This window comes from Halomarinibacterium sedimenti (assembly GCF_019312585.1).
In the GTDB taxonomy this organism is placed as follows: domain Bacteria; phylum Bacteroidota; class Bacteroidia; order Flavobacteriales; family Flavobacteriaceae; genus Halomarinibacterium; species Halomarinibacterium sedimenti.
In genome coordinates this window covers 80,694-103,637 of sequence record NZ_JAHWDP010000004.1, presented here as the reverse complement: position 1 = coordinate 103,637, position 22,944 = coordinate 80,694, and the positions used below count along the sequence as shown (strand labels likewise).

Genomic DNA, 22,944 nt, shown 5'->3' with positions numbered 1-22,944 from the left:
CGTCGCTACAAAAAAAGTGGGTGTTAAATGTTTCCGAAAAAAATAAAGATATCTTAAAATGGCCAATTTTCAATAAGCATAGGGATTGCCATTCCTATTACAATAGAAGAAACAACCATAATCCAATCGCGTTGCTTAAATCTAAAAAAGGTGTGCATAAAATAGCCTAAAACCATCACAAATACTACAATAATAAGTTGTGAAAGTTCAATGCCAAGAGCAAATTCAATCAATGGCATCACTTCTTTGTCATCATTTATCTGATTAAAGTAACGCCCAAAACCAAATCCGTGGATAAGACCAAAAAACAAAGTGACAATAAAAAGAACAATAGCTTTCTTTTCTTTTAACCCTCTTTTTAAATTGAAAATATTATAAATTCCTGTAAAAATAATGGTGATAGGAATTAAAAACTCGATCCATTTGGCGGTAACTGTCACTACTTCATAATGGGTTAGAAAAAGTGATAACGTATGCCCTAAAGTAAACAGTGAAACAAGTGCTAACAATCGTTTCCAAGATGCTAAAGTATATGCAGCACAAAGTACTATAATAAACAATACGTGATCATAGGCCTGCCAATCCAGCACATGTTCTAATCCTAATGTAAAGTATAACCAAAATTGGGACATTAATATTCAAATTTTCAATGAAAATAAAGAAAATTTATATCTTACCCCTATTAAAATTGATAGATTATTATGAGTATCCCCAAAATTCTTTTCGCGTTTTTATTTATTAGCACTGCTGTATTTGCACAGTCTGAAGCTTTCACCTACGATATGGAAGGCCTACATCCCAACTATATAGTATTAGAAATGGAAGGCATGAGTCAAAGTTCGCTCTACAAAAAAGCACTTGCCTGGTCCAAAACTGGAAATAGAACGGTTATTTCATCGGAAGACGGAAAAAAAGTTGTTTTTCAAGGAGAAAAAGAAAATGCCATGTGCTTTACATTGATGGGTAAAAAGTCGTGTAACGCTTTGCGATACCAAGTAGAAGTAGTCTTTAAGGAAGGAAAATACAAATTTGATGTGGTGAGTTTGGAGCAATACGGCCCTATAAACGATACAGGTAAAAAAGGGTGGTTTCCTTTTGAATTGGACAAAGCCCCAGATGCTTTTTATACCCGAGGGGGCGATTTAAAAAAAGAATACACAGAGACACCGCAAAATATTTCGGACTTGTTTAATACCCTAAACGAAGAATTTAAAAAAGGACTTGCAAAAACAAAAGAAGAAGAGGCCGACGAGGGTTGGTAACAGCTTAGCCTTCTTTAACAAATAATTCCAATCTTTAGTAGTATTAATCTAATGACTGGGGAGTTATGAAAAAAATAATACTCTTTTTTCTTTTTGTTTCAATAAAAGGTCTCGCGCAAGATCCCGATTTTTTTCAAACGTGGTATTTATATCATATGTTATTTGAAAACAGCCCTTCAATTCATGTAGGTGATTTTGACCCTCCTATTTCACCAACTTTAACAATCAATCCTAATCTAGAATTTAACGGCGAGGGAGCCTGCAATACTTTTCAAGGGACATTTATCTACGAATTTGAAGGTTTTGAGGTTGAAACGAGCACTTACACAACAGCTGTTTGTGGTGAAGAACAAGACAATTTTGAGCAGCTTTATTTTGGATTTTTCTCTATCGGGACCCCTTTTGGTATCCAAATAGAAGATCAAGGAGATAATATTCAACGATTGCAAATTCATGGAGGAACATTTAGAGACCTCATTTACTATAATACCCCAAATCTTTCAATTGAAGCTTTTAACCAACAAAATATTCTTATTTCCCCTAACCCAGCCTCAAAAACCCTTTTTATTACTTCTGAAAACCTACAAATGGAACAGCTTTCAGTATTCAATCTATCAGGGCAAAAAGTGATGGAACTTAAAGAAGTTGCTACTGAAATTGACGTTTCTTCTTTGCAAAATGGAATCTATTTTTTGAAGATTACTTCTGAAGAAGGGACTGCCATTAAAAAGTTTGTGAAAAAATAAAGCTCTTCATTTCTAAAGAGCTTTTCTGTACCTTGGGTGGGAATCGAACCCACACTCCGAAGAACACGAGTTTGAGTCGTGCGCGTCTACCAATTCCGCCACCAAGGCTTAATTACAGTGTATTTTTAATTTCTCGAAGCTGTTCTTTACCAACTCCAGATTTCCAAAATTTTTCCCGCTTTCGAGCTTCAATTCGATTGGGATGAACTTCTTTATATAAGAGCACAAAAGGTGCATAGGGTTTTGTTGTTCTTTCTAATCCATTATTATGTCTAGAAATCCTTTGTTCAATGTCTTGAGTCATTCCAACATAAATATAGTTTCGATTTAAACTCGATAACGCATATACCCAATACATCGTCAAAAATTTTGCTTAACTGAACATCAAAATTAATAAAAAAGAACGTATCTGTACCGCCCCTGCCTGCCGGCAGGCAGGACCAAGGCTTCACGGGAGGGCAAAAATAAACAATTAATTATAAATTGTTAGTAAATCCTTCTTGCATTTTTACGAAAAAATACCTCATAAGGTTACTTTTGTATTCAAATAAATACCACCAATATGTCTGCACCTATTCCAGAACCTAAAATTTTTGCTTGTAAACAAAGTCAGGACCTTGCTAAAGATATCGCTAAAGCCTTTGGCAGTGACTTAGGCAATGTTATCACTTCAACCTATAGCGATGGTGAGTTTCAGCCTTCTTTTGAAGAATCGGTTCGTGGAAGTCGTGTATTTATTATTGGATCTACATTTCCAAACAGTGACCACTTAATGGAAATGTTGTTAATGTTGGATGCTGCCAAAAGAGCTTCTGCTCGTCATATTACTGCTGTACTTCCCTATTTTGGATGGGCGCGTCAAGACCGTAAAGACAAACCTCGTGTGCCCATTGCTGCTAAATTAGTCGCAAAAATGTTGGAAACCGCTGGTGCCACTCGAATCATTACCATGGATTTACACGCAGACCAAATTCAAGGGTTTTTTGAAAAACCAGTGGACCACCTTTTTGCCTCAACTATCTTTTTACCCTATTTAAAAAGTCTTAACCTAGAAAACTTAACTATTGCTTCGCCAGACATGGGAGGTTCAAAAAGAGCGTATGCCTATTCAAAAGCATTGGAAAGCGATGTGGTAATATGTTATAAGCAACGAGAAAAAGCAAACATTATCTCTCACATGGAATTAATTGGTGATGTCACGGGTAAAAATGTAGTCCTCGTTGATGATATGGTGGATACAGCGGGAACCTTAACAAAAGCTGCCGACTTAATGATGGAACGAGGTGCTTTAAGTGTACGAGCTATTTGTACGCATCCTATTCTTTCTGGAAATGCTTATGAAAAATTAGAAAAATCGAAGCTTGAAGAGCTCATTGTAACAGACTCCATTCCGCTACGTCAAAAAAGTGATAAAATAAGAGTATTAACTTGTGCCAATTTATTTGCCGATGTGATGCTTCGGGTAAATGAAAATAAATCCATTAGCTCCAAATTTTTGATGTAACTCTTTTTGAAACACCACTAATGACTAGTGGTCTAGGCAAACCTCGACGAAGATTATAATACATTCATAATCCAGCGATGATCCAACCCTCGCTTTACGAGTAAAAAACTTTCTTTTCAGTAGCTTTTTTCAGAAAAAAAACTACCTTTGCACCCGCTTTAGCAATGGCTAAGCATTATTTAATCATTTAAAAAACAAAAATGAAATCAATTACAATTAACGGACTCAAAAGAGAAAGCGTGGGCAAGGTAGCTACCAAAGCCTTACGTAATGCTGGAAAGGTTCCCTGCGTTGTTTACGGAGGAGATACACCTATACACTTTTCGGCAGACGAAATTGCATTTAAAGACTTGGTGTACACTCCAGATGTACACACAGTTGTAATTGCACTAGAAGACGGAACTAAGGTAGAATGTATCCTTCAGGATATTCAATTTCACCCAGTAAACGACAAAATTATTCACATAGACTTCTATCAAATATTTGATGACAAAGAAGTAACCATGGAAATTCCCGTACGTATTGTTGGAAACTCGAAAGGTGTTAGAAATGGTGGGGTTTTACGTATTGTAAACCGTAAACTTCGTGTAAAAGCATTACCTAAAAATCTTCCAGATTTTATTGAAGCAGACATTACTGAAATGCGTATTGGTAACAAAATGTACATTACTGAAATCGAGCAAGATAAGTTTAAAATCATGCACGGTGAAAACACTGTAATTTGTCAAATTAGAACTTCAAGAACAATTATTGCTGATGAAGAAGAGGAAGAAGGAGAAGAGGGAGAAGATGGTGCAGAAGGAGAAGAAGCTACATCAGAAGCTGCTCCAGCAGAAGCTCCAGCCGAAGAATAAATCTTCTATTTATAAGAATACACAAAAGCATCCTATTAAATGGGATGCTTTTTTTATTTTTACTGAAACGAATTGAAAAATGATTGAGTTTTTCAGAAAACTACTTGGCTTAAAAAAAGACGCCCATTATACTGAAGGAGATTCCATGAAAAAATTCTTGATAGCCGGATTGGGAAATATTGGCCCCAAATATGAAAATACACGTCATAACATTGGCTTTAAAATTGTAGATTTTTTGGCCCGAGAAAATGAACTCACTTGGGAAACAGCTAAGCTAGGAGATGTTACAGTTCATAAAAAGAAAGGAAGAAGCTTTTTGCTACTTAAGCCAAGCACCTACATGAATCTTAGCGGAAAAGCTGTAAAATATTGGCTTGATAAAGAAAATATTCCTTTGGAAAATTTGTTGGTAGTTACCGATGACCTTAATTTACAATTCGGGACGCTTCGTGTAAAAACTAAAGGAAGTGACGGCGGACACAATGGATTAAAAGATATTCAAGATGTGTTACAAACTACTCAGTACAACCGATTTAGATTTGGAATTAGCGATGCGTTTTCAAAAGGGAGACAAGTAGATTATGTTTTGGGAGAATGGGATGAAGAGGAAACAAAAAAACTTCCCGAAAGACTTGAAATGGCAAGTCAAATTATTGAATCCTTTGGCCTAGCTGGAATAAAAGAAACCATGAATACCTTTAACGGAAAATAAATTGAAAGAACACAGTCCATCTTCTGCTTTTAAAAATGAAAAAGGGACCGTTGTCACTATTGGTACCTTTGATGGCGTCCACATTGGGCATCAAGCCATTATTAAACGTGTGGTTGAAGCAGCTCGAAAAAATGATTTAGAGTCGGTTTTACTAACTTTTTTCCCACATCCAAGGATGGTGCTTCAAAAGGAAATCGACATAAAATTGCTCAATACACTTTCAGAAAAAAAAGAACATTTAACGCAACTAGGTTTGGACCATTTGGTCATTCATCCCTTTACACAAGAATTTTCTCGCCTCACGGCAGTAGAATATGTTCGTGATATTTTGGTGAATCAATTAAAGGTTAAAAAAGTGATTATTGGCTACGACCATCGTTTCGGAAGAAATCGTACCGCCACTATCGAAGATCTACGAGAATTTGGAAAAACCTATTCCTTTGCCGTCGAAGAAATTTCGGCTCAAGAACTTGACGAAGTTGCCATAAGTTCTACCAAAATTAGAAAAGCACTCGAGATGGGTGACATTGAAACTGCAAACAGCTTTTTGGGATATCGTTATACACTAAAGGGACATGTGGAAAGTGGCAAGCAAATTGGGAAAACTATGGGCTATCCCACTGCCAACCTTAAAGTGGAGGAATCTTATAAATTAATTCCAAAAAATGGAGTGTATCTAACACACGCTAAAATTGATGGAAAACCCTATTATGGACTTACCAGTATTGGCACCAACCCCACAGTAGGAGGAAAAAACACTACTATTGAGACCTTTTTTCTTGATTTTGATGCAGATTTGTACGGAAGTCAATTGACTTTGGAATTCATTACTCACATTAGAGATGAAGATACCTTTGAGTCCTTAACCCAACTTAAAGAAGCCATCCAAAAAGACGAAACTTTTGCTAGAATTTTTCTGAAGGAACATGAATGATTTTTTATTCAAAAGAATTGATAATACGGGACTATCGCTTTGGCGGATTGTCTTTGGCTTATTAATTTCTATTGAAGCCTTTGGCGCTATTGCCACGGGTTGGGTAAAACAAACACTGGTCGAGCCTCAATTTACTTTCAACTTTATTGGTTTCGATTTTTTACAACCTCTTCCTGGAAACGGAATGTATTTCTATTTCGTTCTCATGGGATGTTTTGGAATTATGGTAATGTTGGGTTACAAATACCGTTGGAGCATGGCAGCTTATGCACTTATGTGGACTTGCGTGTATTTAATGCAAAAAAGCTCCTATAATAATCATTACTATTTAATGATGTTGTTATGCTGGATGATGGTCTTTTTTCCAGCCAATCGATACTTATCATTAGATGCCAAATGGATTCCCAACTTTAAAAAATACAGTATGCCGCGTTGGGTTTCGATGGTTTTTATTGCGCAAATTTGGATTGTTTTTACCTACGCATCTATTGCAAAAATGTATCCCCAATGGTTAGACGCCTCTGTACCTGCATTATTTATGAAAGGCAAAAAAAGCTATTGGTTAATAGGCGAATTGCTTCAGCAAGGATGGGTACATTATGGTATTGCTTATGTAGGGATTTTGTTCGATTTAATTATTATCCCACTGTTTCTTTGGAAACGAACAAGAGTATTGGCTTTTTGCCTTTCGTTGTTTTTTCATTTGTTTAATTCCTTTGTATTTCAAGTGGGAATTTTTCCGTATATGAGTATTGCTTTTGCACTCTTCTTTTTTACACCAGAAACACTTATTAAACGCTTTAGATTAAAACGTCCTGTTTTTAAAAGTGACGAGGTCATAATTCCGAAATATAAAACCCTTGGAATAACCATTTTCAGTATTTATTTTTTGTTTCAAATTGGGCTACCATTGCGTCATTGGTTCATTAAAGATGATGTCCTTTGGACTGAAGAAGGCCACCGATTAAGTTGGCGAATGATGCTAAGAAGTCGAAGCGGACAGCTTATTTATTGGGTAGAAAACAAAGAAACCGGGGAACGAAATAACTACCCCTACCTCCCCTTATTAAGCAGCGACCAAATTAAAAGTGTAAAGACGAAACCCGATTTTATTTGGCAAATGGCGCAGCGAATTAAAAATATGGAAGCCGAAAAAGGGAACGATGTAGCCGTGTATGTAACATGTAAAGTAAAAATTAATCAAGGGACCTACCATACCTTTATTGACCCAGAAGTAGATATATCCTCTCAAAAATGGAATCATTTTAAACATCACGATTGGATTTTACCTTCTCCTGAGGATTATGCCAAAAAATAATAGAGAATAGCAAAAATACCATTCTTTAAAGCCTCATTTTTCCCTAACTTTGCCCTCTTAAATTTCTTAGGAATATGTTACAAGTAAACAACATTCGTGAAAACAAAGATGCATACGTAAAAGCCCTTTCTAAAAGAGGGGTTGATGCAAACACCATTCTTGAAGAGGTATTGCAAGTAGACGAAACGCGTCGTAATACACAAGCACAGTTAGATGAGGTGCTTTCACAATCTAATACACTTTCTAAAGAAATTGGAATGTTGTTTCAAAAAGGAGAAGCACAAAAAGCTAACGAATTAAAAGAGCAGACCACCCAATTAAAAGAACAGTCTAAAACATTACAAGATCAACTAAATGAAGCTTCCGAAAAACTTCAACAATTGTTATTTACCATTCCAAATATTCCCAATGAATTAGTGCCTGCAGGCCAAGATGAAAACTATAACGAAGAGGTTTTTAAAGAAGGTGATATTCCAACCTTAGATAGTGAGGCTCTTCCGCATTGGGAATTAGCAAAAAAATACGATTTAATCGATTTTGAATTAGGTGTAAAAATCACTGGTGCTGGATTCCCAGTTTATAAAGGAAAAGGGGCTCGCTTACAACGTGCTTTAATTACCTATTTTCTCGATAAAAATACAGCAGCTGGTTATACCGAATATCAAGTGCCTCATTTGGTAAATGAAGCGTCAGGTTTTGGAACGGGACAATTACCCGACAAAGAAGGACAAATGTATCATGTGGGAATTGACGATTTATATTTAATTCCAACAGCCGAAGTCCCTGTTACGAATTTATTCCGTGATGAGTTATTGGCTCACAATCAGTTGCCCATTACATGCACAGGCTACACCCCGTGTTTTAGACGTGAAGCCGGAAGTTATGGAGCACACGTACGAGGGTTAAACCGTTTGCACCAATTTGATAAAGTAGAAATTGTTCGTATTGAGCATCCCGACAATAGTTATGCTGCCCTTGACGGGATGGTAGAGCATGTAAAAGATATCCTTCGTGATTTAAAACTACCATATCGCATCCTTCGTTTGTGTGGTGGTGATTTAGGGTTTACCTCAGCGCTCACCTACGATTTTGAAGTATTTTCAACGGCACAAGATAGATGGTTAGAGATATCTTCAGTATCTAATTTTGAAACCTTTCAAGCCAACCGATTAAAACTTCGTTTTAAGGATGTGGATGGTAAAAACAAACTAGCGCACACCCTTAACGGAAGTGCTTTAGCATTACCGCGTGTCTTAGCAGGAATTTTAGAAAATTATCAAACGCCCAACGGAATTAAAATTCCAGAAGTGTTGATTCCTTACTGTGGGTTTGATATAATTGATTAAACTTCAAAAAAGAAGTTTTGGCATTTTAACAATCAAGGCACAAACTTTGCTGTTTTAGTAAGTAACCAAATCGTTATCTTTACGCCATGCGCTATCTTTTAATTGGCTTTCTTTTATTTTTTAGTTGTGGGCTATTTGCCCAAAACGACCTCTTGGCAAAAAATTACTTTGAGCAAGGCGATTACGAAAAAGCCTTGGTGCTTTATAAAAGACTAGTTCAGCAAAATAAAGGTAACACCCGTTATTTGGTAGATTTGGTGAAAACACATCAACAATTAGAACAATATAGCGAAGCCGAAGAATTACTAAAAGAGTATACTGAAGGGAAACGCATCATCCCCCAATTTTTGATAGAGTTAGGCTATAATTATGCACTTCAAAACAAAGACAGTATTTCTCAAATTAATTACCAAAAAGCGATTGATTTTGTAAAAGAAAGTCCTCCTTACGCATATATCGTTGGGCAGGTTTTTTCAGATTACAATTTACTTAATGAAGCTGTGACAGTCTATGAAACAGCCATGATGCAGGATGATAGCAGAAATTATTACGCACAATTAGCCCGTATTTATGGCGAACAAGGCGAACTTGAAAAGATGTTTGAGACCTATGTAGAACTCATTAAAATAAATCCAACATACAATGGAACCATCAAACGCAATTTCAGCCTTTACATTACTGAAGACCCCACAAATGAAGCCAATATTTTACTAAGAAAAACACTTCTAAAAAAACTGCAGCAAGACCCCGATGTCCTATATAATGAACTATTGAGCTGGTTGTTTATTCAGCAAAAAGATTTTAAAAAGGCATTTATCCAGGAAAAAGCAATCTATGCACGAAGAGAGGAAAATCTATCTGGCTTATTGGATTTAGGTAAAATTACCATCGATGAAAAAAGCTACGAGGACGCCAAGGAAATTATCAATTTTATAATTGAAAAAGCCTACAATCCGCGTTTAAAATTAGAAGGATACCAACAGTTAATGTATGTTGAGTTAGAATTAGCTCAAGAAAAGGACTACCCGAAAATTGATGCACAATACAAACAGTTGTTTTCAGAATTTGGAGATGATCGAGATACGTATTTACTTCAAATAGATTACAACGACTTTTTAGCGTTTCGGTACGGAAAAAAAGAAGAGGCAATTCAAAATTTAAAAGCATTGTCTAAAAAGGGACTTACTATTTATCAAGAAGCCCGAGTAAAATTGAAATTGGCAGACATCTTAGTTTTTGACGAAAAGTTTAACGAAGCCTTAATCTATTATTCCCAAGTTCAAAACAAAGTACAAAATGATGTATTGGCACAGGAAGCTCGGTTTAAAGTGGCACGAACCAGTTATTTTAAGGGAGATTTTGAATGGGCACAGGTGCAACTAGACGTATTAAAAAAATCGGCATCACAACTCATCGCAAACGATGCTATGCAACTTAGTTTGATGATTCAAGATAATTCTTTAGAAGACTCTACACAAACGGCTTTAAAGAAATTTGCTACTGCAGATTTGAGAGCCCTTCAGAATAAGAATGTGGAAGCCATTACCCTTTTGAAAGATATTTTAACGAACCATAAAGGCGAGGAAATTGAAGACGAAGCATTGCTTAAAATGGGTATGATTTATGAAAAGTTAAACCAATTTGAAAATGCCGAAGCTCAATATTTAAAGTTAATCGAACTATATAAGGAAGACATTCTTGCGGATGATGCACATTTTAAACTCGCAAAACTTTACGAAACTTACCTAGGGCAACCTGAAAAGGCCAAAGAGCTATACGAGCAAATTATTTTTAACTTTCAAGACAGTATTTACTTTGTGGAAGCCCGAAAAAGATACCGAATGCTTCGCGGCGATGAAATTAACTAACTATGTACATCTACAACGTCACCATAAATATTGAAGAAACTGTTCACGACCAGTGGCTGCACTGGATGAAAGAAGAACATATTCCTGCTATGTTAGCTACGGGAAAATTTCAAAAGGCCCTAATGACTCGGGTACAAGTAGAGGAAGAAATGGGAGGCATTACCTACTCTGTTCAATATCGCACCGACAGCAAAGAAACACTTCAAAAATATTATCAAGAAGATGCCGAAATCCTTCAGGCACAAAGCAAACCCTTTGAAGGAAAATTTATCGCTTTTAGATCTGAATTGGAAGTAATTAGTGAACAGTAATGAAACCTATTAGAGCCAAAAAACATTTAGGGCAGCATTTTCTTCACGATGAGCATATCGCCGAAAAAATAGGCAACACGCTTACCTTTAAAAATTACGATAAGGTGCTCGAAATTGGCCCCGGAATGGGTGTTTTAACCAAGTACTTAGTTTCTAAGCCAATCGAGTTAATTGCGATGGATTTGGACACAGAATCCATTCAATATTTAAAAGAAAACTACCCCCATAAAAATTTGACCATTCTTGAAGCCGATTTTCTAAAATTCGATATTTCATCACTCTTTGGAGATGCCCAATTTGCTATCACAGGAAATTTTCCTTACAATATTTCCTCTCAAATTGTTTTTAAAACCTTAGCATGGCGTCATTTAATTCCAGAATTTACAGGAATGTTTCAAAAAGAAGTAGCGCAACGAATTTGTGAAAAAAAAGGAAGTAAAACATACGGAATACTTTCGGTTTTAGTACAAGCTTTTTACGATACCGAATATTTATTTACTGTAAAACCAGGCGTTTTTAATCCGCCACCAAAAGTAGATAGTGGTGTACTAAGGCTAACCCGAAAAGAGAACTATCAACTGCCTTGTGATGAAGGATTATTTTTCAAAACAGTTAAAACGGCCTTTCAGCAACGACGTAAAACCTTAAGAAATAGCTTAAAATCCTTCTCGCTCCCCGAAAAACTAAAAGAAGATGCTATCTTTGCGCAAAGACCCGAACAACTTTCGGTTCAAGAATTTATAGCGCTCACTCAAAAACTCGAGAGTCATGGCATTTCTACTAACATCTGAATTTGTTGAGCACATCGAGCAACTCATTGCTCAAAAGGATGGAAATGCCTTAAAAGAACTATTCCTAGACTTTCACTTTGCTGATTTTGCAGAAGTACTTGAAGAACTTGATAGTGATGATGCAACGTATCTTATAAAATTACTGGAAAGCGAAATAACTTCCGAAGCATTAATGGAAGTGGATGAAGATGTTCGTGAAAAAATTCTTGATCGTCTTTCTCCAAAGGAAATTGCCCAAGAGCTTGCCGAAATGGATACCGATGATGCGGCAGATGTTATTGGAGAACTCGATGAGGACATTCAGAAAAAGGTAATCTCAAAAATTAAGGATGAAGAGCATGCTGCAGATATTGTTGAACTCCTTAAGTACGACGAAGATACTGCTGGAGGTCTTATGGCAAAAGAGCTTGTTCGTGTAAAAGAAACCTGGACCATTGCAGGATGTGTGAGAGAAATGCGTAGGCAAGCTAAAAATGTTACTCGTGTACATTCTATTTATGTGGTTGACAAAGAAGATAAATTAAAGGGAAGGCTTTCCCTAAAAGACCTATTAACAGCTCCTGAAAAAGCTAGAATTAGCGATGTATATATTCCTAAAGTAGATTATGTAACCGTGCACACCGAAGGAGAAGAAGTGGCTCGTATTATGCAACGATACGATTTGGAAGCTATTCCTGTGGTAGATGATCATGGTGTCCTAGTAGGAAGAATTACCATTGACGATATTGTAGATTTTATAAAAGACGAAGCCGAAAAAGATTACCAAATGGCTGCTGGTATCTCTAGTGATGTAGAGGCTGATGATAGTATTTGGTTGCTAACACGAGCAAGACTACCTTGGCTGGTATTAGGACTTTTCGGGGGATTAGGGAGTGTATATATCATGAAAGGTTTTGATGAAGCCATTAGTAATTATGTAGAACTTTTCTTTTTTACCCCTTTAATTGCAGCGATGGCAGGAAATGTGGGGGTACAATCAAGTGCGATTATCGTTCAAGGTTTGGCAAATGACAATGTAAAAGGAAGCCTTTTTAAAAGATTGTTAAAAGAAGTTGGGCTCGCATTAATAAATGGAATTGCATTGGCTGTCTTGGTTATTGTATTTGGCTATATTGCTGGACTAGATCAACGAGTTGCTTTCACTATCGCTATTTCCATGTTATCAGTTATTATCGTTGCTGCACTAGTAGGCACCTTTGTGCCTATTATACTAAATAAAAAAGGCATAGATCCCGCTATTGCCACAGGACCTTTTATTACGACAAGTAATGATATTTTTGGAATTTTTCTTTTCTTCTATTTGTCTAAAATAATTTTAGGTTTTTAAACACGCTGCTTCATTATATAAATTAGCATGAAAATTTGTACTTTGTTTCAGTAATTTACTTGCATGAAAACAATTAACGTTTCACAAAAATTCAGCAAATTTTCAGACCATTGGTCCCCACATCAAATTGCGGTAGTAGGCGACATGCAGGTACTTCTCGCGAAAATAAAAGGCGACTTTGTATGGCATAAACATGAGGAAGAAGACGAGTTGTTTTTAATTCAGAAAGGAACATTGGAAATGCACTTTAGAAACAAAGTTGAAATACTTAAAGAAGGTGAGATTATTGTAGTTCCGAAAGGCGTAGAACACTGCCCCAAAACACAAAACGGAGAAGAAGTCCACGTGCTTTTATTCGAAAAGCTTTCTACAAAACATACAGGAAATATGATAACTGAAAAAACAAAAACTTCCTATCCCAAAATCTAAAAATGAACATTCTTCACCTCGATAAAAATCACCCTTTACTTATTGAAGAACTCCAAAAGGCTGGGTTTAACAATGTTGAAGATTACACTTCTTCAAAAGAGGAAATTGAAACGAGTATTCACAAATATGATGGTATTGTAATCCGTAGTCGTTTTAAAATTGATAACACATTTTTGGATGCCGCTAAAAATTTAAAATTTATTGCTCGTGTGGGTGCGGGATTAGAAAGTATTGATGAAGAATACGCTCAAAAAATGAAAGTAACGCTCATAGCCGCTCCCGAAGGCAACCGAAATGCCGTAGGGGAACACACTTTGGGAATGTTACTTTCACTATTCAATAATTTGAATAAAGCAGACCGAGAAGTCAAGAAGGGTGTTTGGAATCGTGAAGGAAATCGAGGAGTTGAATTGGACGGTAAAACGGTTGGGATTATTGGCTACGGAAATATGGGTAAAGCGTTCGCCAAAAAACTGAAGGGATTTGATTGCACGGTACTTTGTTATGATATTTTAGAGGATGTGGGCGATATGAACGCTACACAAGTGGGCCTACCAACTTTATTTGATATGGTAGATGTGCTGAGCCTTCACACGCCATGGACACCCTTAACCGACAAAATGATTAACACCCATTTTATTTCAAAATTTCAAAATCCATTTTGGTTTTTAAACACCGCACGTGGAAAAAGTGTGGTTACAGAAGACCTTGTTTCGGCATTAAAAAGCGGGAAAATTTTAGGCGCAGGATTGGATGTTTTGGAATACGAAAAACTTTCATTTGAGTCGTTATTTACTTCAGAAATGCCTGAAGCTTTAAATGAATTGATTCTTATGGACAATGTTATTTTAAGTCCACACATTGCAGGATGGACAGTGGAAAGCAAAAAAAAATTGGCGCAAACCATTGTCGAAAAGATACTAGGAGAATTTTCATAAATTTAGTGAGAGAAAAATAGGTCATGCAATACAAAGCCAATACTCCCGAAGAATATATCGCTCAAATTCCCGAAGAACGAAAAGAACCCATAAAAAAGCTTCAACAAATAATTAAAGAGAATTTACCCAAAGGGTTTGAAGAACAAATACAATACGGAATGATAGGCTATGTAGTTCCACATTCCATATATCCAGATGGATATCATTGTACTCCAGACACCCCTTTACCATTTATGAGTATTGCTTCACAAAAAAACTTTATTGCAGTTTATAGTTCTGGTTTGTATGCAAAAAAAGAACTTATGGATTGGTTTGTGGAAGAGTATCCAAAACATTGTAAACGAAAACTTGATATGGGGAAAAGCTGTATTCGATTTAAAAAGATAGAAGAGATTCCTTATGAATTAATTGGTGAATTAGCTTCAAAAATGAGTGTAAAAGAGTGGATTTCCATTTATGAATCTGCAATAAAAAAATAATAATATGAAAAAGAGAGTTACTGGTATTGGCGGATTATTTTTTAAAACTAAAGATCCCAATGCCACCAAAGAATGGTACAAAAAACATTTAGGTTTTCCAACAGATGATTGGGGTTGTACCTTTTGGTGGAAAGACAAAGAAGGCAAAGATTGCTCGACACAATGGAGTCCCTTTCCTGAAGACACTAAGTATTATACTCCATCAAAAAAGGAGTTTATGTTTAACTACCGTGTCGAAAATTTGGTGGAATTACTTAAAGTTCTGAAAGAGGAAGGTGTTACTATTGTGGGCGAAATGGAAGAATACGATTATGGGAAATTTGGTTGGATTATGGATAATGACGGTAATAAAATTGAGCTTTGGGAGCCAAAAGATGCCGCATTTCAATAAAAATAACCCTTATTAAAAACTAATGGAATTCTGGTATTCAAGGTTTTAAAAAATTTAGTACTTTTATTATTCAACTTTAACCAAACAAATCATGTCTGAAGAAAACAACGAAAACCTAGGCGACGAAATAAAAGATACTGCCAAAGAAATAAAGGACGAAGCAAAAAGTACTGCCAGTGAGTTTAAAGAAGGATGGAATGAAGCCACAAAAAGTGGTGAAAACAAAAAGCTGGTTGCTGGACTTTTAGGAATATTTTTAGGTGCTTTTGGAGTACATAAATTTATTTTAGGGTATCAAAAAGAAGGATTTATCCTATTAGGAGGAACCCTTTTAGGTATTGCAACTTCTTGTATTGTTATAGGAATTTTCATCTATATGGCTACAGGAGTAATAGGACTAATTGAAGGGATTATTTATCTCACAAAAAGCGACGAAGAATTTTACCAAACGTACCAAGCCAACAAAAAGCCTTGGTTCTAAAATTGTAAAAAGCTTTCAAAAAAACCCTGAAAGCTTTTTTATTTATTTTTATTATCGTAATATTGCATTATTATAATTATAAACCATGGGCGTTTCAAAAAGATATTTACATTCTATGCAAGTGAATCAGCTGGCAGATCTTGCAAAAGTACTTTCTCATCCTGCTAGAATTTCCATCTTAAATTATATTGGAGATTGTGAAGGTTGTTTGTGTAAAGACATTTCAGAAAAAATTAAGCTATCACAACCCACCACCTCACAACACCTTCAGGTTATAAAAAAATCTGGATTACTAAAAAGTAAATTCAGTGGTAAAAGTCAATACTACACTATAAACAAAGACAAACTCACAGCATTAAAACTACTCTTTCAAGACTTTTTTGAAAGCACCGAACGAAAATGCTGCTAACTCATTCACATTATGAAAACACAAGAATTTTTATCCGTTTTAGAAAGCCATAAAGACAAAGCATTGTTATTTGAATATGCTCCAGGGAAATTTGTAGAAGCTAATTACCACATCACCGAAGTAAAGCACGTTAAGATAGATTCGGTTGACTGTGGAAGTGGGACAGATGCTTGGAATGAAACTATTGTTCAGCTTTGGGAAAGCCCTTCTGAAAAAGGCAAAAGAGATTATATGTCTACTTTTAAAGCTTTGGGGATTCTGAAAAAAGTAGGGCAAATGAAGCCTTACGATATGGATGCAGAAATAAAATTTGAATACAGCAATGAGGCATTTCATACAGCGCAGCTATTCTTGAATGATTATACTATTTCAAATAATCAACTCATTTTAAAATTGGGGGTTCAACAAACCGATTGCAAAGCCAAAGAAACTTGCGGTGTCCCTGAACCCGCTATGGCAGAAGCCGAAGGATGCTGCACACCAGGTAGTGGCTGTTGTTAAAAATGGAATTCCTTCCATTACATAAAGAACACTACCATGCAGTATCAAAAATTTACAATGAAGGGATAGAAACGGGCATTGCAACGTTTGAAACAGTAGTTCCTTCTTGGGAAATTTTTAATGAAAAGTTTTTACCCGTTTGCCGATTTATTGCTAAAAAAAATGACCGAATTGTGGGGTGGTGTACCTTAAGTGCAATTTCAAAAAGAGAAGTGTATAAAGGTGTTGCCGAAACCACCATCTACATAGCCAAAGACGCTCGTGGAAAAGGTATTGGCAAAAAACTATTACAACACTTGGTTTTTGAAAGTGAAAAAGCAGGATTTTGGACCTTACAAGCACGTATTTTTCCGCAAAACATTGCAAGTATAGAACTACATAAAAATGCGGGGTTTAGAGTTGTGGGCATAAAGGAAAAAATTGGACAACGATTAGGCGTTTGGCACGACAATGTAGAGTTGGAGCGACGAAGTAAAAAGGTAAATTACGCAAAAAACGATTAAGTCATTGCACTGGTAAAAGTTGCCAAAGCAAAATGGCACATAGGAATTCAAAAGAATTTGGAAAAGATATGATTCAGGTTTTTAGTTCAGGAATTGAAACCAACTTACTCAATACTGGAGCCGTATCCATTATGACTAAAGTGGGTATTGATATTTCCAATTACAGCTCTTTGTAAATAAAACCTCCTAATAGGTTATTTAAGTCATTTATTTTCATACATTTATTACAACTAATCAACCAAATTATTTATTTCATGACTGATCTATTTTCTAAAAATAGAATCAAAAGTGAGTAACCTATTTTTTACCTACTCGCTTGAACGATAGTAGGACAAATTGATTCAATATTTTGGTTGATAAGGATATTTCGTGTTTAAAAATATCTAATCCTTATCAAAATGAATCTAAAGCAATCTGTACTTATTGGGCTTTTGATAACTGTAACGGCCCTTATAGCTTGGGAAATTTATTGGCGAAATCAAGGTTTTACCGCCACATTAGATGATAATGAAGCTCTTTGGGCGGTTCAAAGAGCAAAAGTTGAGAAGTTATCGAAAGAAGATGTTGTTTTGGTGGGATCATCACGTATTCATTTCGATATTCAACTGGATCAATGGGAAAAGAAAATGGGTAATAAGCCCATTCAATTGGCTGCTGGTGGCTGTTCCCCTTTACCTGTTTTTCATGATATTGTAAACAACTCAAATTTTAACGGAACTATTCTGGTTGGGGTTACTCCTGGATTATTTTTTTCCACCACCTTTCCAAAAGCACAGCCATGGGCTTGGCCTCAGGCTAGAGTTGATTATTTTCATAATAGAACCTATGCGCAACAATTAAATCACCTTTTTTCACTTCCCTTGCAAAACAGCTTTGCATTTATAAGTGAGGTTGAAGGAGTTGATGGTATCAATTTAAAAGAACTCCTAAAGAAAATTCACGTTAATAACCGTGTGATAGATCCTATGCCTCCATTTCACACCTTTGAAGAAATTCGATTGGATAGAAATGTACGGATGCTAAAGCGGATGGAAACAGATACCGCCTTTGCCAATACGGTGAAAAAGGTTTGGAAGTTTTTTATGTCTGGAGAGGGTCCTCCTCCAGATAAGGTGGCTACTATGAATTTCTTTCTTACAGACTTGGAAAAGTTTAAAGCCAGAGGTGGAAAAGTTATTTTATTACGCTGCCCATCAGACGGCTATTTAAGGGATTTTGAAAATACGGTAACCCCTAGAGCTACTTTTTGGGATGAATTGGTCCAAAAAGCAAATGTCCCTGCCTATCATTTTGAAGACTATTCACAATTACAAAATTTAACTATTCCTGAATGGTCCCACCTTACCGCCAATGATGCCGATATTTTTACCAATGAGTTTCTTGATATTTTAATAAAAGACCAGGTATTACTCACCTCTAATTCGAACTAATTATGTTATTCAATTCCTTAAGTTTCATAGTTTTTTTGCTTATCGTTTTAGCGCTGTATTATGCCCCTATCCTTACTTGGGTTTCCAAAAAAAGGATGCTCCTGTTATCGAGTTACATATTCTATGGATTATGGAATCCCCCATTGGTTATCTTACTTTGGATATCGACCATTGTAGATTGGGTGGCAGGAAAAAAGTTGGCCATTGAAGAAAATAAACAAAAAAGGAAATTATGGTTATTACTAAGTATGATTGTAAATCTTGGGTTTCTAGGATTTTTTAAATATGGAAACTTCTTGCTTGAAAATTTCACAGCTTTATTAAATACTATAGGTGTTGAATTCCAGGCTAGGCCTATGGACATTATTCTTCCTATGGGTATCTCGTTTTATACATTCCAAACCATGTCTTATACAATCGATATGTACCAAAAACGTACCGAACGAGCTAGGACGTTTTTAGATTTTGCGCTATATGTTACCTTTTTTCCACAGTTAGTAGCAGGTCCTATTGTAAGAGCACAAGATTTAATTTCACAATTTTATGAAGAAAAGAAAGCAACCATAAATCAATTTCTTTGGGGGGTATTTTTATTAACCATAGGGCTCTTTCAAAAAGTAGTATTGGCAGATACATTACTTTCCAATACTGCAGACGATGTTTACGGAGCAGGAAAAGTCCTCCATAGTTTAGACGCTTGGACGGGTACCTTAGCCTTTTCAGGCCAAATCTTTTTTGATTTTGCTGGATATTCTACTTGTGCTATTGGAATTGCATTAATGCTTGGGATAATATTACCCGATAACTTTAGGTATCCCTATGCTTCCATTGGATTTTCAGATTTATGGCGTCGTTGGCACATTTCATTATCAACTTGGTTACGTGACTATTTATATATTCCATTAGGAGGAAATAAGCATGGGATAATAAGAATGTATGTTGCATTAATGGTAACCATGCTACTGGGAGGCTTATGGCATGGTGCTGCTTGGACATTTGTTGTTTGGGGAGCTTTACACGGGATTTATTTAGTTGTAGAACGCTTACTAAGAAGTAAAATTCATATTAAAATAAATGCTTTTAATGGTATTCTTCTAGCTTTCCTTACCTACACACTTGTCAATTTTACATGGGTGTTTTTTAGAGCTAGAGAATTTTCAACAGCAAAAAATATGATTGCATCTATGTTATTTATCAATGATGGAGGCGAGAAAATTGTTCCTTCCTTCGATATCATAAAAGTTTTTGTACTAATTACCTTATTATTTATTTGTCATTGGATAATGCGCAATACTTCAATGAAAGATGTATCTCTTAAACCCCCTGCTTGGATATTAGGAGTGGTTTGGGGAATTATGCTATTCCTCATTGCTATTTCACAAGGAAGTGGAGAGCAATTTATCTACTTTCAATTTTAAAAAAATAATTAAGGGATAAAAACTTTAACTTTATAGAAACTAATTTTACCATTTTGGAAATTCTTACTAAAATACTCATAGGTTTTATTGCATTTTTACACCTGTACTTTTTCTATTTCGAAACTTTTGCTTGGACTACAAAAGGTCCCAAAATCTTCAAGCAATTTCCAAAAGACCTCTTCCCAAAGACGAAAGCTATGATGGCAAATCAAGGCTTGTACAATGGATTTTTAGCAGCGGGATTAATTTGGACCTTCTTTATTGAAAATGAAACTTGGCAAAATAATGTGGCACTTTTCTTTTTAAATTGTATTATAATAGCAGGTATCGTGGGATCCTACACGGTTTCAAGGAGAATTTTCTTCATTCAAGCGTTTCCAGCAATGGTTGCCGTAGGATTTTTATTGCTTTCGTAAAAAATAACTATTCGTAACAAAAATTTAGTTATTGATACTCATTAGATTACACTTCTAAATTTCATATATTTAGAGGAACTAAACTAACCTCCATGATTAAATTCTTCCGCAGGATAAGGCAACGCCTTGTATCTGAAAATAAGGTTTCAAAATACATACTATATGCTATAGGAGAGATTATACTTGTAGTGATTGGGATACTCATTGCGTTACAGATTAATAATGCCAACGAAGTAAGTAAGGAAAGAGCCAAGGAGGTTCACTATTTAAAGAACATTAAAACCGATTTACTACTTAATAATAAAAACATAGAAACCGTAATAGAAACTCGTGCTACAAAAATTGAATCTGCAAACACAATCTTAGAATATTTTGAAGGCAAACCCCTAGAAGACTTAGATCATTTTAACCACAATTCTTTAAATGTCTATGTCTTTCATAAATTTTACCAAATTAATAACACCTTTCAAGAATTAACCAACTCGGGTAATCTGGCTTTAATATCGAATGATTCCATAAAAAATAATCTTCTCAATTTAGATGCGCTTTACAAAGAATTAAAAGGGGAAGAAGAGCATTATAATTTTGATGGTCAAGAATTATTATATAAACCTCTATACAAGACGGTAGATCTAAATCCTGTTTTAAAAAAGTTTGCCTATGATGTAAGCAAGGGCCAAGCAGGCGAAAATGTAGCCCTTCCTCACGAGGGTTTTGAGACTATTCTAACAGATTTAAGCCACAAAAACGGTTTTGTCATGGCGGTATATGAGCTTACTGTTATGAATGGGCAGTTGGAGAGGATGAAAGAAATGTCTCATGAACTTATTCGATTAATTGATAAAGAATTAACAATAAACTAAACCAAAAACAATATGAAAACAACTATTAAATTATTTTTTGTTGCAGCACTATTCATTGTGACTGCCTGTTCTAACCCTAACAAACAAGTAGAAGACAATATTTCCAAGTATACTTCGGTCTGGGACGAAATTATTAATGAGGGTAAGCTAGATCTTATCAACGATTCAAATTTCGATTCTCAAATCACCCTCATCACCAGCCCAGAAAATGTAGTAGGCATCGATGCGTTTAAAGCCTATTATTCCAATTTTACCACAGGATTTTCAAATCCCGAATTCTCCATTGTCGATATATTTGGACAGGGAGATAAGTTGGTGAAACACTGGAAATTTAAAGGAACCCATAGTGGTGAATTTTTTGGAATTCCAGCCACAGGAAAACAAATAGAAGTTGAAGGATCCACTATCGCCGTAATGAAAGATGGCAAGATTGCTCAAGAACAAGATTTTATGGACAATTTGGCGTTTATGGCACAATTAGGAATTGACCCTTTACTGAATACTGATAATATCTCTGTTGTTTCAAGCTTATATACCAATTTCGGCAAAGGAGATGTCCCTGCTGTTTTAGCAGCATTAGATGAAAAAGTGGTATGGAATGAAGCCGAAGGCAATGCGCTAGCGGACAGAAACCCTTATATTGGTCCAGATGCAGTTTTAAACGGTGTTTTTACTCGAGTACTGGAAGGATTTCCTAATTTCACTTTAAACGATATTGTGCTTCACAATATGGAAAACAATCAAGTTTTGGCTACACTGCGTTATAAAGGAACGAATAAAAGTACTGGAAAAGAACTTAATTCCCAAGCAGCACATTTATGGACTTTAAAAGACGGGAAAATAATTTCTTTCCAACAGTATGTTGATACCAAACAACTCCATGATGTAAGCAAAAAATAAAAATATTATACTAAGTATCTCAGCTAAATTTCAATATTACATTTAGCTGAGGTTCTTTTTTTTGAAATCAAACCCTAAAGGATGATCAAATTCTTTCGAAAAATTCGTCAAAAACTACTGTCTGAAAATAAGTTCAGCAAATATTTCATGTATGCCATTGGGGAAATTGTTCTTGTGGTCATTGGTATTTTAATTGCGCTTCAGATAAACAATAATAATGAAGCGAGAAAAGAAAAGGCCTTAGAAAAAGAACTTATCAATTTGTTGATTTCTGACCTAGAGGAAAAAAGAAAAGAGAATTTATCTGACCTCACAAACGCCAATCACTTTATCAAAAGATTTGAGGAATCAATTGAAATGTGGGAAAATACAAAGAGAATCGACACTATAAACTTAAGAGACAATCTAAATATTCTGGGGCAGGATAATTATTTTCTAAATCAAAACTCCCCAATTTATTCAGGACTTTCATCGAGTAATTTTTGGAAACAGATACCAGATAGTTTAAACAAAAGAATCGATGATGTATATCGCATTAGACTTAAAAGAATAGACATTGCATTCGACAAATCAAATGAGTATGGAACATTTACTCGATTGAATTTCCTAACACCTAACGATTTGTTAGACTTAGATAGACCTATTGATACTATTCTAAAAAACGTGGAGCTGGTGAAGGAGCAATATATTTTGAACAGCAAATTATTTGTTGTAGGAGCAAAACGCCTAAGGGGTAACGTAAGAACTTGTGGAAATGAAATTGAAAATTTGATACAAAGTTTACAGTTGTATATTGAATCCAGATAGAAAATA

29 protein-coding genes and 1 tRNA gene are annotated in these 22,944 nt (G+C 35.5%); 27 read left to right on the top strand and 3 right to left on the bottom strand.

The features are described 5' to 3' along the window. Positions 1-53: 53 nt before the first annotated feature. On the bottom strand, positions 54-632 hold the full coding sequence (locus KXJ69_RS10515; RefSeq protein ID WP_219053070.1) for a HupE/UreJ family protein: 579 nt from the start codon (positions 630-632) through the stop codon (positions 54-56). Positions 633-701: 69 nt separating this feature from the next. On the opposite strand from KXJ69_RS10515, the gene KXJ69_RS10510 reads away from it, so the two are divergent. Together KXJ69_RS10510 and KXJ69_RS10505 are read left to right on the top strand one after the other, a co-directional pair. Further along, positions 702-1,262, top strand: a complete 561-nt coding sequence (locus KXJ69_RS10510) for a hypothetical protein (protein ID WP_219053069.1) — start codon at positions 702-704, stop codon at positions 1,260-1,262. A 65-nt stretch (positions 1,263-1,327) separates the two neighbouring features. Further along, positions 1,328-2,008 (top strand): T9SS type A sorting domain-containing protein, encoded by a 681-nt coding sequence (locus tag KXJ69_RS10505; RefSeq protein WP_219053068.1) that lies wholly within the window; start codon positions 1,328-1,330, stop codon positions 2,006-2,008. 28 nt (positions 2,009-2,036) lie between these two features. On the opposite strand, the gene KXJ69_RS10500 is transcribed toward KXJ69_RS10505, so the two are convergent. Continuing rightward, positions 2,037-2,116, bottom strand: a tRNA-Leu gene (locus KXJ69_RS10500). 4 nt (positions 2,117-2,120) lie between these two features. After that, positions 2,121-2,366: a GIY-YIG nuclease family protein gene (locus KXJ69_RS10495; protein WP_219053067.1), complete on the bottom strand. Its 246-nt coding sequence runs from the start codon at positions 2,364-2,366 to the stop codon at positions 2,121-2,123. A 204-nt stretch (positions 2,367-2,570) separates the two neighbouring features. Here KXJ69_RS10495 and KXJ69_RS10490 point away from each other — a divergent pair, with 204 nt between their 5' ends. The 25 genes from KXJ69_RS10490 to KXJ69_RS10370 all read left to right on the top strand — a co-directional run bounded on the left by KXJ69_RS10490 (position 2,571) and on the right by KXJ69_RS10370 (position 22,938). Then, positions 2,571-3,512: a ribose-phosphate pyrophosphokinase gene (locus tag KXJ69_RS10490; RefSeq protein WP_219053066.1), complete on the top strand. Its 942-nt coding sequence runs from the start codon at positions 2,571-2,573 to the stop codon at positions 3,510-3,512. A gap of 200 nt (positions 3,513-3,712) precedes the next feature. Continuing rightward, on the top strand, positions 3,713-4,366 hold the full coding sequence (locus KXJ69_RS10485; RefSeq protein ID WP_219053065.1) for a 50S ribosomal protein L25/general stress protein Ctc: 654 nt from the start codon (positions 3,713-3,715) through the stop codon (positions 4,364-4,366). A gap of 79 nt (positions 4,367-4,445) precedes the next feature. Continuing rightward, positions 4,446-5,078 carry an aminoacyl-tRNA hydrolase gene (gene pth / locus KXJ69_RS10480; RefSeq protein ID WP_219053064.1) on the top strand — a complete coding sequence of 211 codons (633 nt, stop codon included), beginning with the start codon at positions 4,446-4,448 and terminating at the stop codon, positions 5,076-5,078. Between the two features lies 1 nt (position 5,079). Continuing rightward, a complete protein-coding gene (locus tag KXJ69_RS10475; protein WP_219053063.1) occupies positions 5,080-6,012 on the top strand; it encodes a bifunctional riboflavin kinase/FAD synthetase in 933 nt (310 codons plus the stop codon). Continuing rightward, on the top strand, positions 6,005-7,330 hold the full coding sequence (locus KXJ69_RS10470; protein ID WP_219053062.1) for an HTTM domain-containing protein: 1,326 nt from the start codon (positions 6,005-6,007) through the stop codon (positions 7,328-7,330). Before KXJ69_RS10475 ends, KXJ69_RS10470 begins: the two co-directional genes overlap by 8 nt. Positions 7,331-7,404: 74 nt before the next feature. Beyond that, positions 7,405-8,676 (top strand): serine--tRNA ligase, encoded by a 1,272-nt coding sequence (gene serS / locus KXJ69_RS10465; protein WP_219053061.1) that lies wholly within the window; start codon positions 7,405-7,407, stop codon positions 8,674-8,676. A 152-nt stretch (positions 8,677-8,828) separates the two neighbouring features. Then, entirely contained in the window at positions 8,829-10,544 is a 1,716-nt protein-coding gene (locus tag KXJ69_RS10460) for a tetratricopeptide repeat protein (protein WP_308701041.1), read from the top strand. Positions 10,545-10,546: 2 nt separating this feature from the next. Continuing rightward, positions 10,547-10,855 (top strand): DUF4286 family protein, encoded by a 309-nt coding sequence (locus KXJ69_RS10455; protein WP_219053059.1) that lies wholly within the window; start codon positions 10,547-10,549, stop codon positions 10,853-10,855. Continuing rightward, positions 10,855-11,646, top strand: coding sequence for a 16S rRNA (adenine(1518)-N(6)/adenine(1519)-N(6))-dimethyltransferase RsmA (gene rsmA / locus KXJ69_RS10450; RefSeq protein WP_219053058.1), 792 nt, complete (start codon positions 10,855-10,857; stop codon positions 11,644-11,646). Before KXJ69_RS10455 ends, rsmA begins: the two co-directional genes overlap by 1 nt. After that, positions 11,624-12,973, top strand: a complete 1,350-nt coding sequence (gene mgtE, locus KXJ69_RS10445) for a magnesium transporter (protein WP_219053057.1) — start codon at positions 11,624-11,626, stop codon at positions 12,971-12,973. Before rsmA ends, mgtE begins: the two co-directional genes overlap by 23 nt. Before the next feature lie 63 nt (positions 12,974-13,036). Next, positions 13,037-13,402 (top strand): cupin domain-containing protein, encoded by a 366-nt coding sequence (locus tag KXJ69_RS10440; protein WP_219053056.1) that lies wholly within the window; start codon positions 13,037-13,039, stop codon positions 13,400-13,402. Between the two features lie 2 nt (positions 13,403-13,404). Then, positions 13,405-14,340: a 2-hydroxyacid dehydrogenase gene (locus KXJ69_RS10435; RefSeq protein WP_219053055.1), complete on the top strand. Its 936-nt coding sequence runs from the start codon at positions 13,405-13,407 to the stop codon at positions 14,338-14,340. Positions 14,341-14,363: 23 nt separating this feature from the next. Then, positions 14,364-14,819, top strand: coding sequence for a DUF1801 domain-containing protein (locus KXJ69_RS10430; protein ID WP_219053054.1), 456 nt, complete (start codon positions 14,364-14,366; stop codon positions 14,817-14,819). A 4-nt stretch (positions 14,820-14,823) separates the two neighbouring features. Beyond that, positions 14,824-15,210: a VOC family protein gene (locus KXJ69_RS10425; RefSeq protein WP_219053053.1), complete on the top strand. Its 387-nt coding sequence runs from the start codon at positions 14,824-14,826 to the stop codon at positions 15,208-15,210. Between the two features lie 91 nt (positions 15,211-15,301). After that, on the top strand, positions 15,302-15,691 hold the full coding sequence (locus tag KXJ69_RS10420; protein ID WP_219053052.1) for a TM2 domain-containing protein: 390 nt from the start codon (positions 15,302-15,304) through the stop codon (positions 15,689-15,691). Positions 15,692-15,776: 85 nt separating this feature from the next. Beyond that, positions 15,777-16,100, top strand: a complete 324-nt coding sequence (locus tag KXJ69_RS10415; protein WP_219053051.1) for an ArsR/SmtB family transcription factor — start codon at positions 15,777-15,779, stop codon at positions 16,098-16,100. A gap of 12 nt (positions 16,101-16,112) precedes the next feature. Continuing rightward, the gene (locus tag KXJ69_RS10410; RefSeq protein WP_219053050.1) at positions 16,113-16,601 is read left to right on the top strand and encodes a DUF6428 family protein; all 489 of its coding nucleotides are present in this window, start codon (positions 16,113-16,115) and stop codon (positions 16,599-16,601) included. Positions 16,602-16,603: 2 nt separating this feature from the next. Continuing rightward, a complete protein-coding gene (locus KXJ69_RS10405; RefSeq protein ID WP_219053049.1) occupies positions 16,604-17,104 on the top strand; it encodes a GNAT family N-acetyltransferase in 501 nt (166 codons plus the stop codon). A gap of 32 nt (positions 17,105-17,136) precedes the next feature. Continuing rightward, positions 17,137-17,280, top strand: coding sequence for a low molecular weight phosphatase family protein (locus tag KXJ69_RS10400; protein ID WP_219053048.1), 144 nt, complete (start codon positions 17,137-17,139; stop codon positions 17,278-17,280). Positions 17,281-17,502: 222 nt separating this feature from the next. Continuing rightward, on the top strand, positions 17,503-18,534 hold the full coding sequence (locus KXJ69_RS10395; protein WP_219053047.1) for a hypothetical protein: 1,032 nt from the start codon (positions 17,503-17,505) through the stop codon (positions 18,532-18,534). A 2-nt stretch (positions 18,535-18,536) separates the two neighbouring features. After that, the gene (locus tag KXJ69_RS10390; protein WP_219053046.1) at positions 18,537-19,952 is read left to right on the top strand and encodes an MBOAT family O-acyltransferase; all 1,416 of its coding nucleotides are present in this window, start codon (positions 18,537-18,539) and stop codon (positions 19,950-19,952) included. Between the two features lie 53 nt (positions 19,953-20,005). After that, a complete protein-coding gene (locus KXJ69_RS10385; protein WP_219053045.1) occupies positions 20,006-20,368 on the top strand; it encodes a DUF1304 domain-containing protein in 363 nt (120 codons plus the stop codon). 92 nt (positions 20,369-20,460) lie between these two features. Beyond that, complete coding sequence (locus KXJ69_RS10380) at positions 20,461-21,231, top strand: DUF6090 family protein (protein WP_219053044.1); 771 nt, start codon at positions 20,461-20,463, stop codon at positions 21,229-21,231. Positions 21,232-21,243: 12 nt separating this feature from the next. Then, positions 21,244-22,131, top strand: coding sequence for an ester cyclase (locus tag KXJ69_RS10375; RefSeq protein WP_219053043.1), 888 nt, complete (start codon positions 21,244-21,246; stop codon positions 22,129-22,131). 81 nt (positions 22,132-22,212) lie between these two features. Continuing rightward, positions 22,213-22,938 (top strand): hypothetical protein, encoded by a 726-nt coding sequence (locus KXJ69_RS10370; RefSeq protein ID WP_219053042.1) that lies wholly within the window; start codon positions 22,213-22,215, stop codon positions 22,936-22,938. Positions 22,939-22,944: the final 6 nt, after the last annotated feature.

What these genes read in the sequence shown, in the direction of transcription:
- KXJ69_RS10515 (WP_219053070.1), bottom strand. Translation starts at nt 632, where the DNA reads ATGTCCCAATTTTGGTTATACTTTACATTAGGATTAGAACATGTGCTG.
- KXJ69_RS10510 (WP_219053069.1), top strand. Translation starts at nt 702, where the DNA reads ATGAGTATCCCCAAAATTCTTTTCGCGTTTTTATTTATTAGCACTGCT.
- KXJ69_RS10505 (WP_219053068.1), top strand. Translation starts at nt 1,328, where the DNA reads ATGAAAAAAATAATACTCTTTTTTCTTTTTGTTTCAATAAAAGGTCTC.
- KXJ69_RS10495 (WP_219053067.1), bottom strand. Translation starts at nt 2,366, where the DNA reads ATGTATTGGGTATATGCGTTATCGAGTTTAAATCGAAACTATATTTAT.
- KXJ69_RS10490 (WP_219053066.1), top strand. Translation starts at nt 2,571, where the DNA reads ATGTCTGCACCTATTCCAGAACCTAAAATTTTTGCTTGTAAACAAAGT.
- KXJ69_RS10485 (WP_219053065.1), top strand. Translation starts at nt 3,713, where the DNA reads ATGAAATCAATTACAATTAACGGACTCAAAAGAGAAAGCGTGGGCAAG.
- pth (WP_219053064.1), top strand. Translation starts at nt 4,446, where the DNA reads ATGATTGAGTTTTTCAGAAAACTACTTGGCTTAAAAAAAGACGCCCAT.
- KXJ69_RS10470 (WP_219053062.1), top strand. Translation starts at nt 6,005, where the DNA reads ATGAATGATTTTTTATTCAAAAGAATTGATAATACGGGACTATCGCTT.
- serS (WP_219053061.1), top strand. Translation starts at nt 7,405, where the DNA reads ATGTTACAAGTAAACAACATTCGTGAAAACAAAGATGCATACGTAAAA.
- KXJ69_RS10455 (WP_219053059.1), top strand. Translation starts at nt 10,547, where the DNA reads ATGTACATCTACAACGTCACCATAAATATTGAAGAAACTGTTCACGAC.
- rsmA (WP_219053058.1), top strand. Translation starts at nt 10,855, where the DNA reads ATGAAACCTATTAGAGCCAAAAAACATTTAGGGCAGCATTTTCTTCAC.
- mgtE (WP_219053057.1), top strand. Translation starts at nt 11,624, where the DNA reads ATGGCATTTCTACTAACATCTGAATTTGTTGAGCACATCGAGCAACTC.
- KXJ69_RS10440 (WP_219053056.1), top strand. Translation starts at nt 13,037, where the DNA reads ATGAAAACAATTAACGTTTCACAAAAATTCAGCAAATTTTCAGACCAT.
- KXJ69_RS10435 (WP_219053055.1), top strand. Translation starts at nt 13,405, where the DNA reads ATGAACATTCTTCACCTCGATAAAAATCACCCTTTACTTATTGAAGAA.
- KXJ69_RS10430 (WP_219053054.1), top strand. Translation starts at nt 14,364, where the DNA reads ATGCAATACAAAGCCAATACTCCCGAAGAATATATCGCTCAAATTCCC.
- KXJ69_RS10425 (WP_219053053.1), top strand. Translation starts at nt 14,824, where the DNA reads ATGAAAAAGAGAGTTACTGGTATTGGCGGATTATTTTTTAAAACTAAA.
- KXJ69_RS10420 (WP_219053052.1), top strand. Translation starts at nt 15,302, where the DNA reads ATGTCTGAAGAAAACAACGAAAACCTAGGCGACGAAATAAAAGATACT.
- KXJ69_RS10415 (WP_219053051.1), top strand. Translation starts at nt 15,777, where the DNA reads ATGGGCGTTTCAAAAAGATATTTACATTCTATGCAAGTGAATCAGCTG.
- KXJ69_RS10410 (WP_219053050.1), top strand. Translation starts at nt 16,113, where the DNA reads ATGAAAACACAAGAATTTTTATCCGTTTTAGAAAGCCATAAAGACAAA.
- KXJ69_RS10405 (WP_219053049.1), top strand. Translation starts at nt 16,604, where the DNA reads ATGGAATTCCTTCCATTACATAAAGAACACTACCATGCAGTATCAAAA.
- KXJ69_RS10400 (WP_219053048.1), top strand. Translation starts at nt 17,137, where the DNA reads ATGGCACATAGGAATTCAAAAGAATTTGGAAAAGATATGATTCAGGTT.
- KXJ69_RS10395 (WP_219053047.1), top strand. Translation starts at nt 17,503, where the DNA reads ATGAATCTAAAGCAATCTGTACTTATTGGGCTTTTGATAACTGTAACG.
- KXJ69_RS10390 (WP_219053046.1), top strand. Translation starts at nt 18,537, where the DNA reads ATGTTATTCAATTCCTTAAGTTTCATAGTTTTTTTGCTTATCGTTTTA.
- KXJ69_RS10380 (WP_219053044.1), top strand. Translation starts at nt 20,461, where the DNA reads ATGATTAAATTCTTCCGCAGGATAAGGCAACGCCTTGTATCTGAAAAT.
- KXJ69_RS10375 (WP_219053043.1), top strand. Translation starts at nt 21,244, where the DNA reads ATGAAAACAACTATTAAATTATTTTTTGTTGCAGCACTATTCATTGTG.
- KXJ69_RS10370 (WP_219053042.1), top strand. Translation starts at nt 22,213, where the DNA reads ATGATCAAATTCTTTCGAAAAATTCGTCAAAAACTACTGTCTGAAAAT.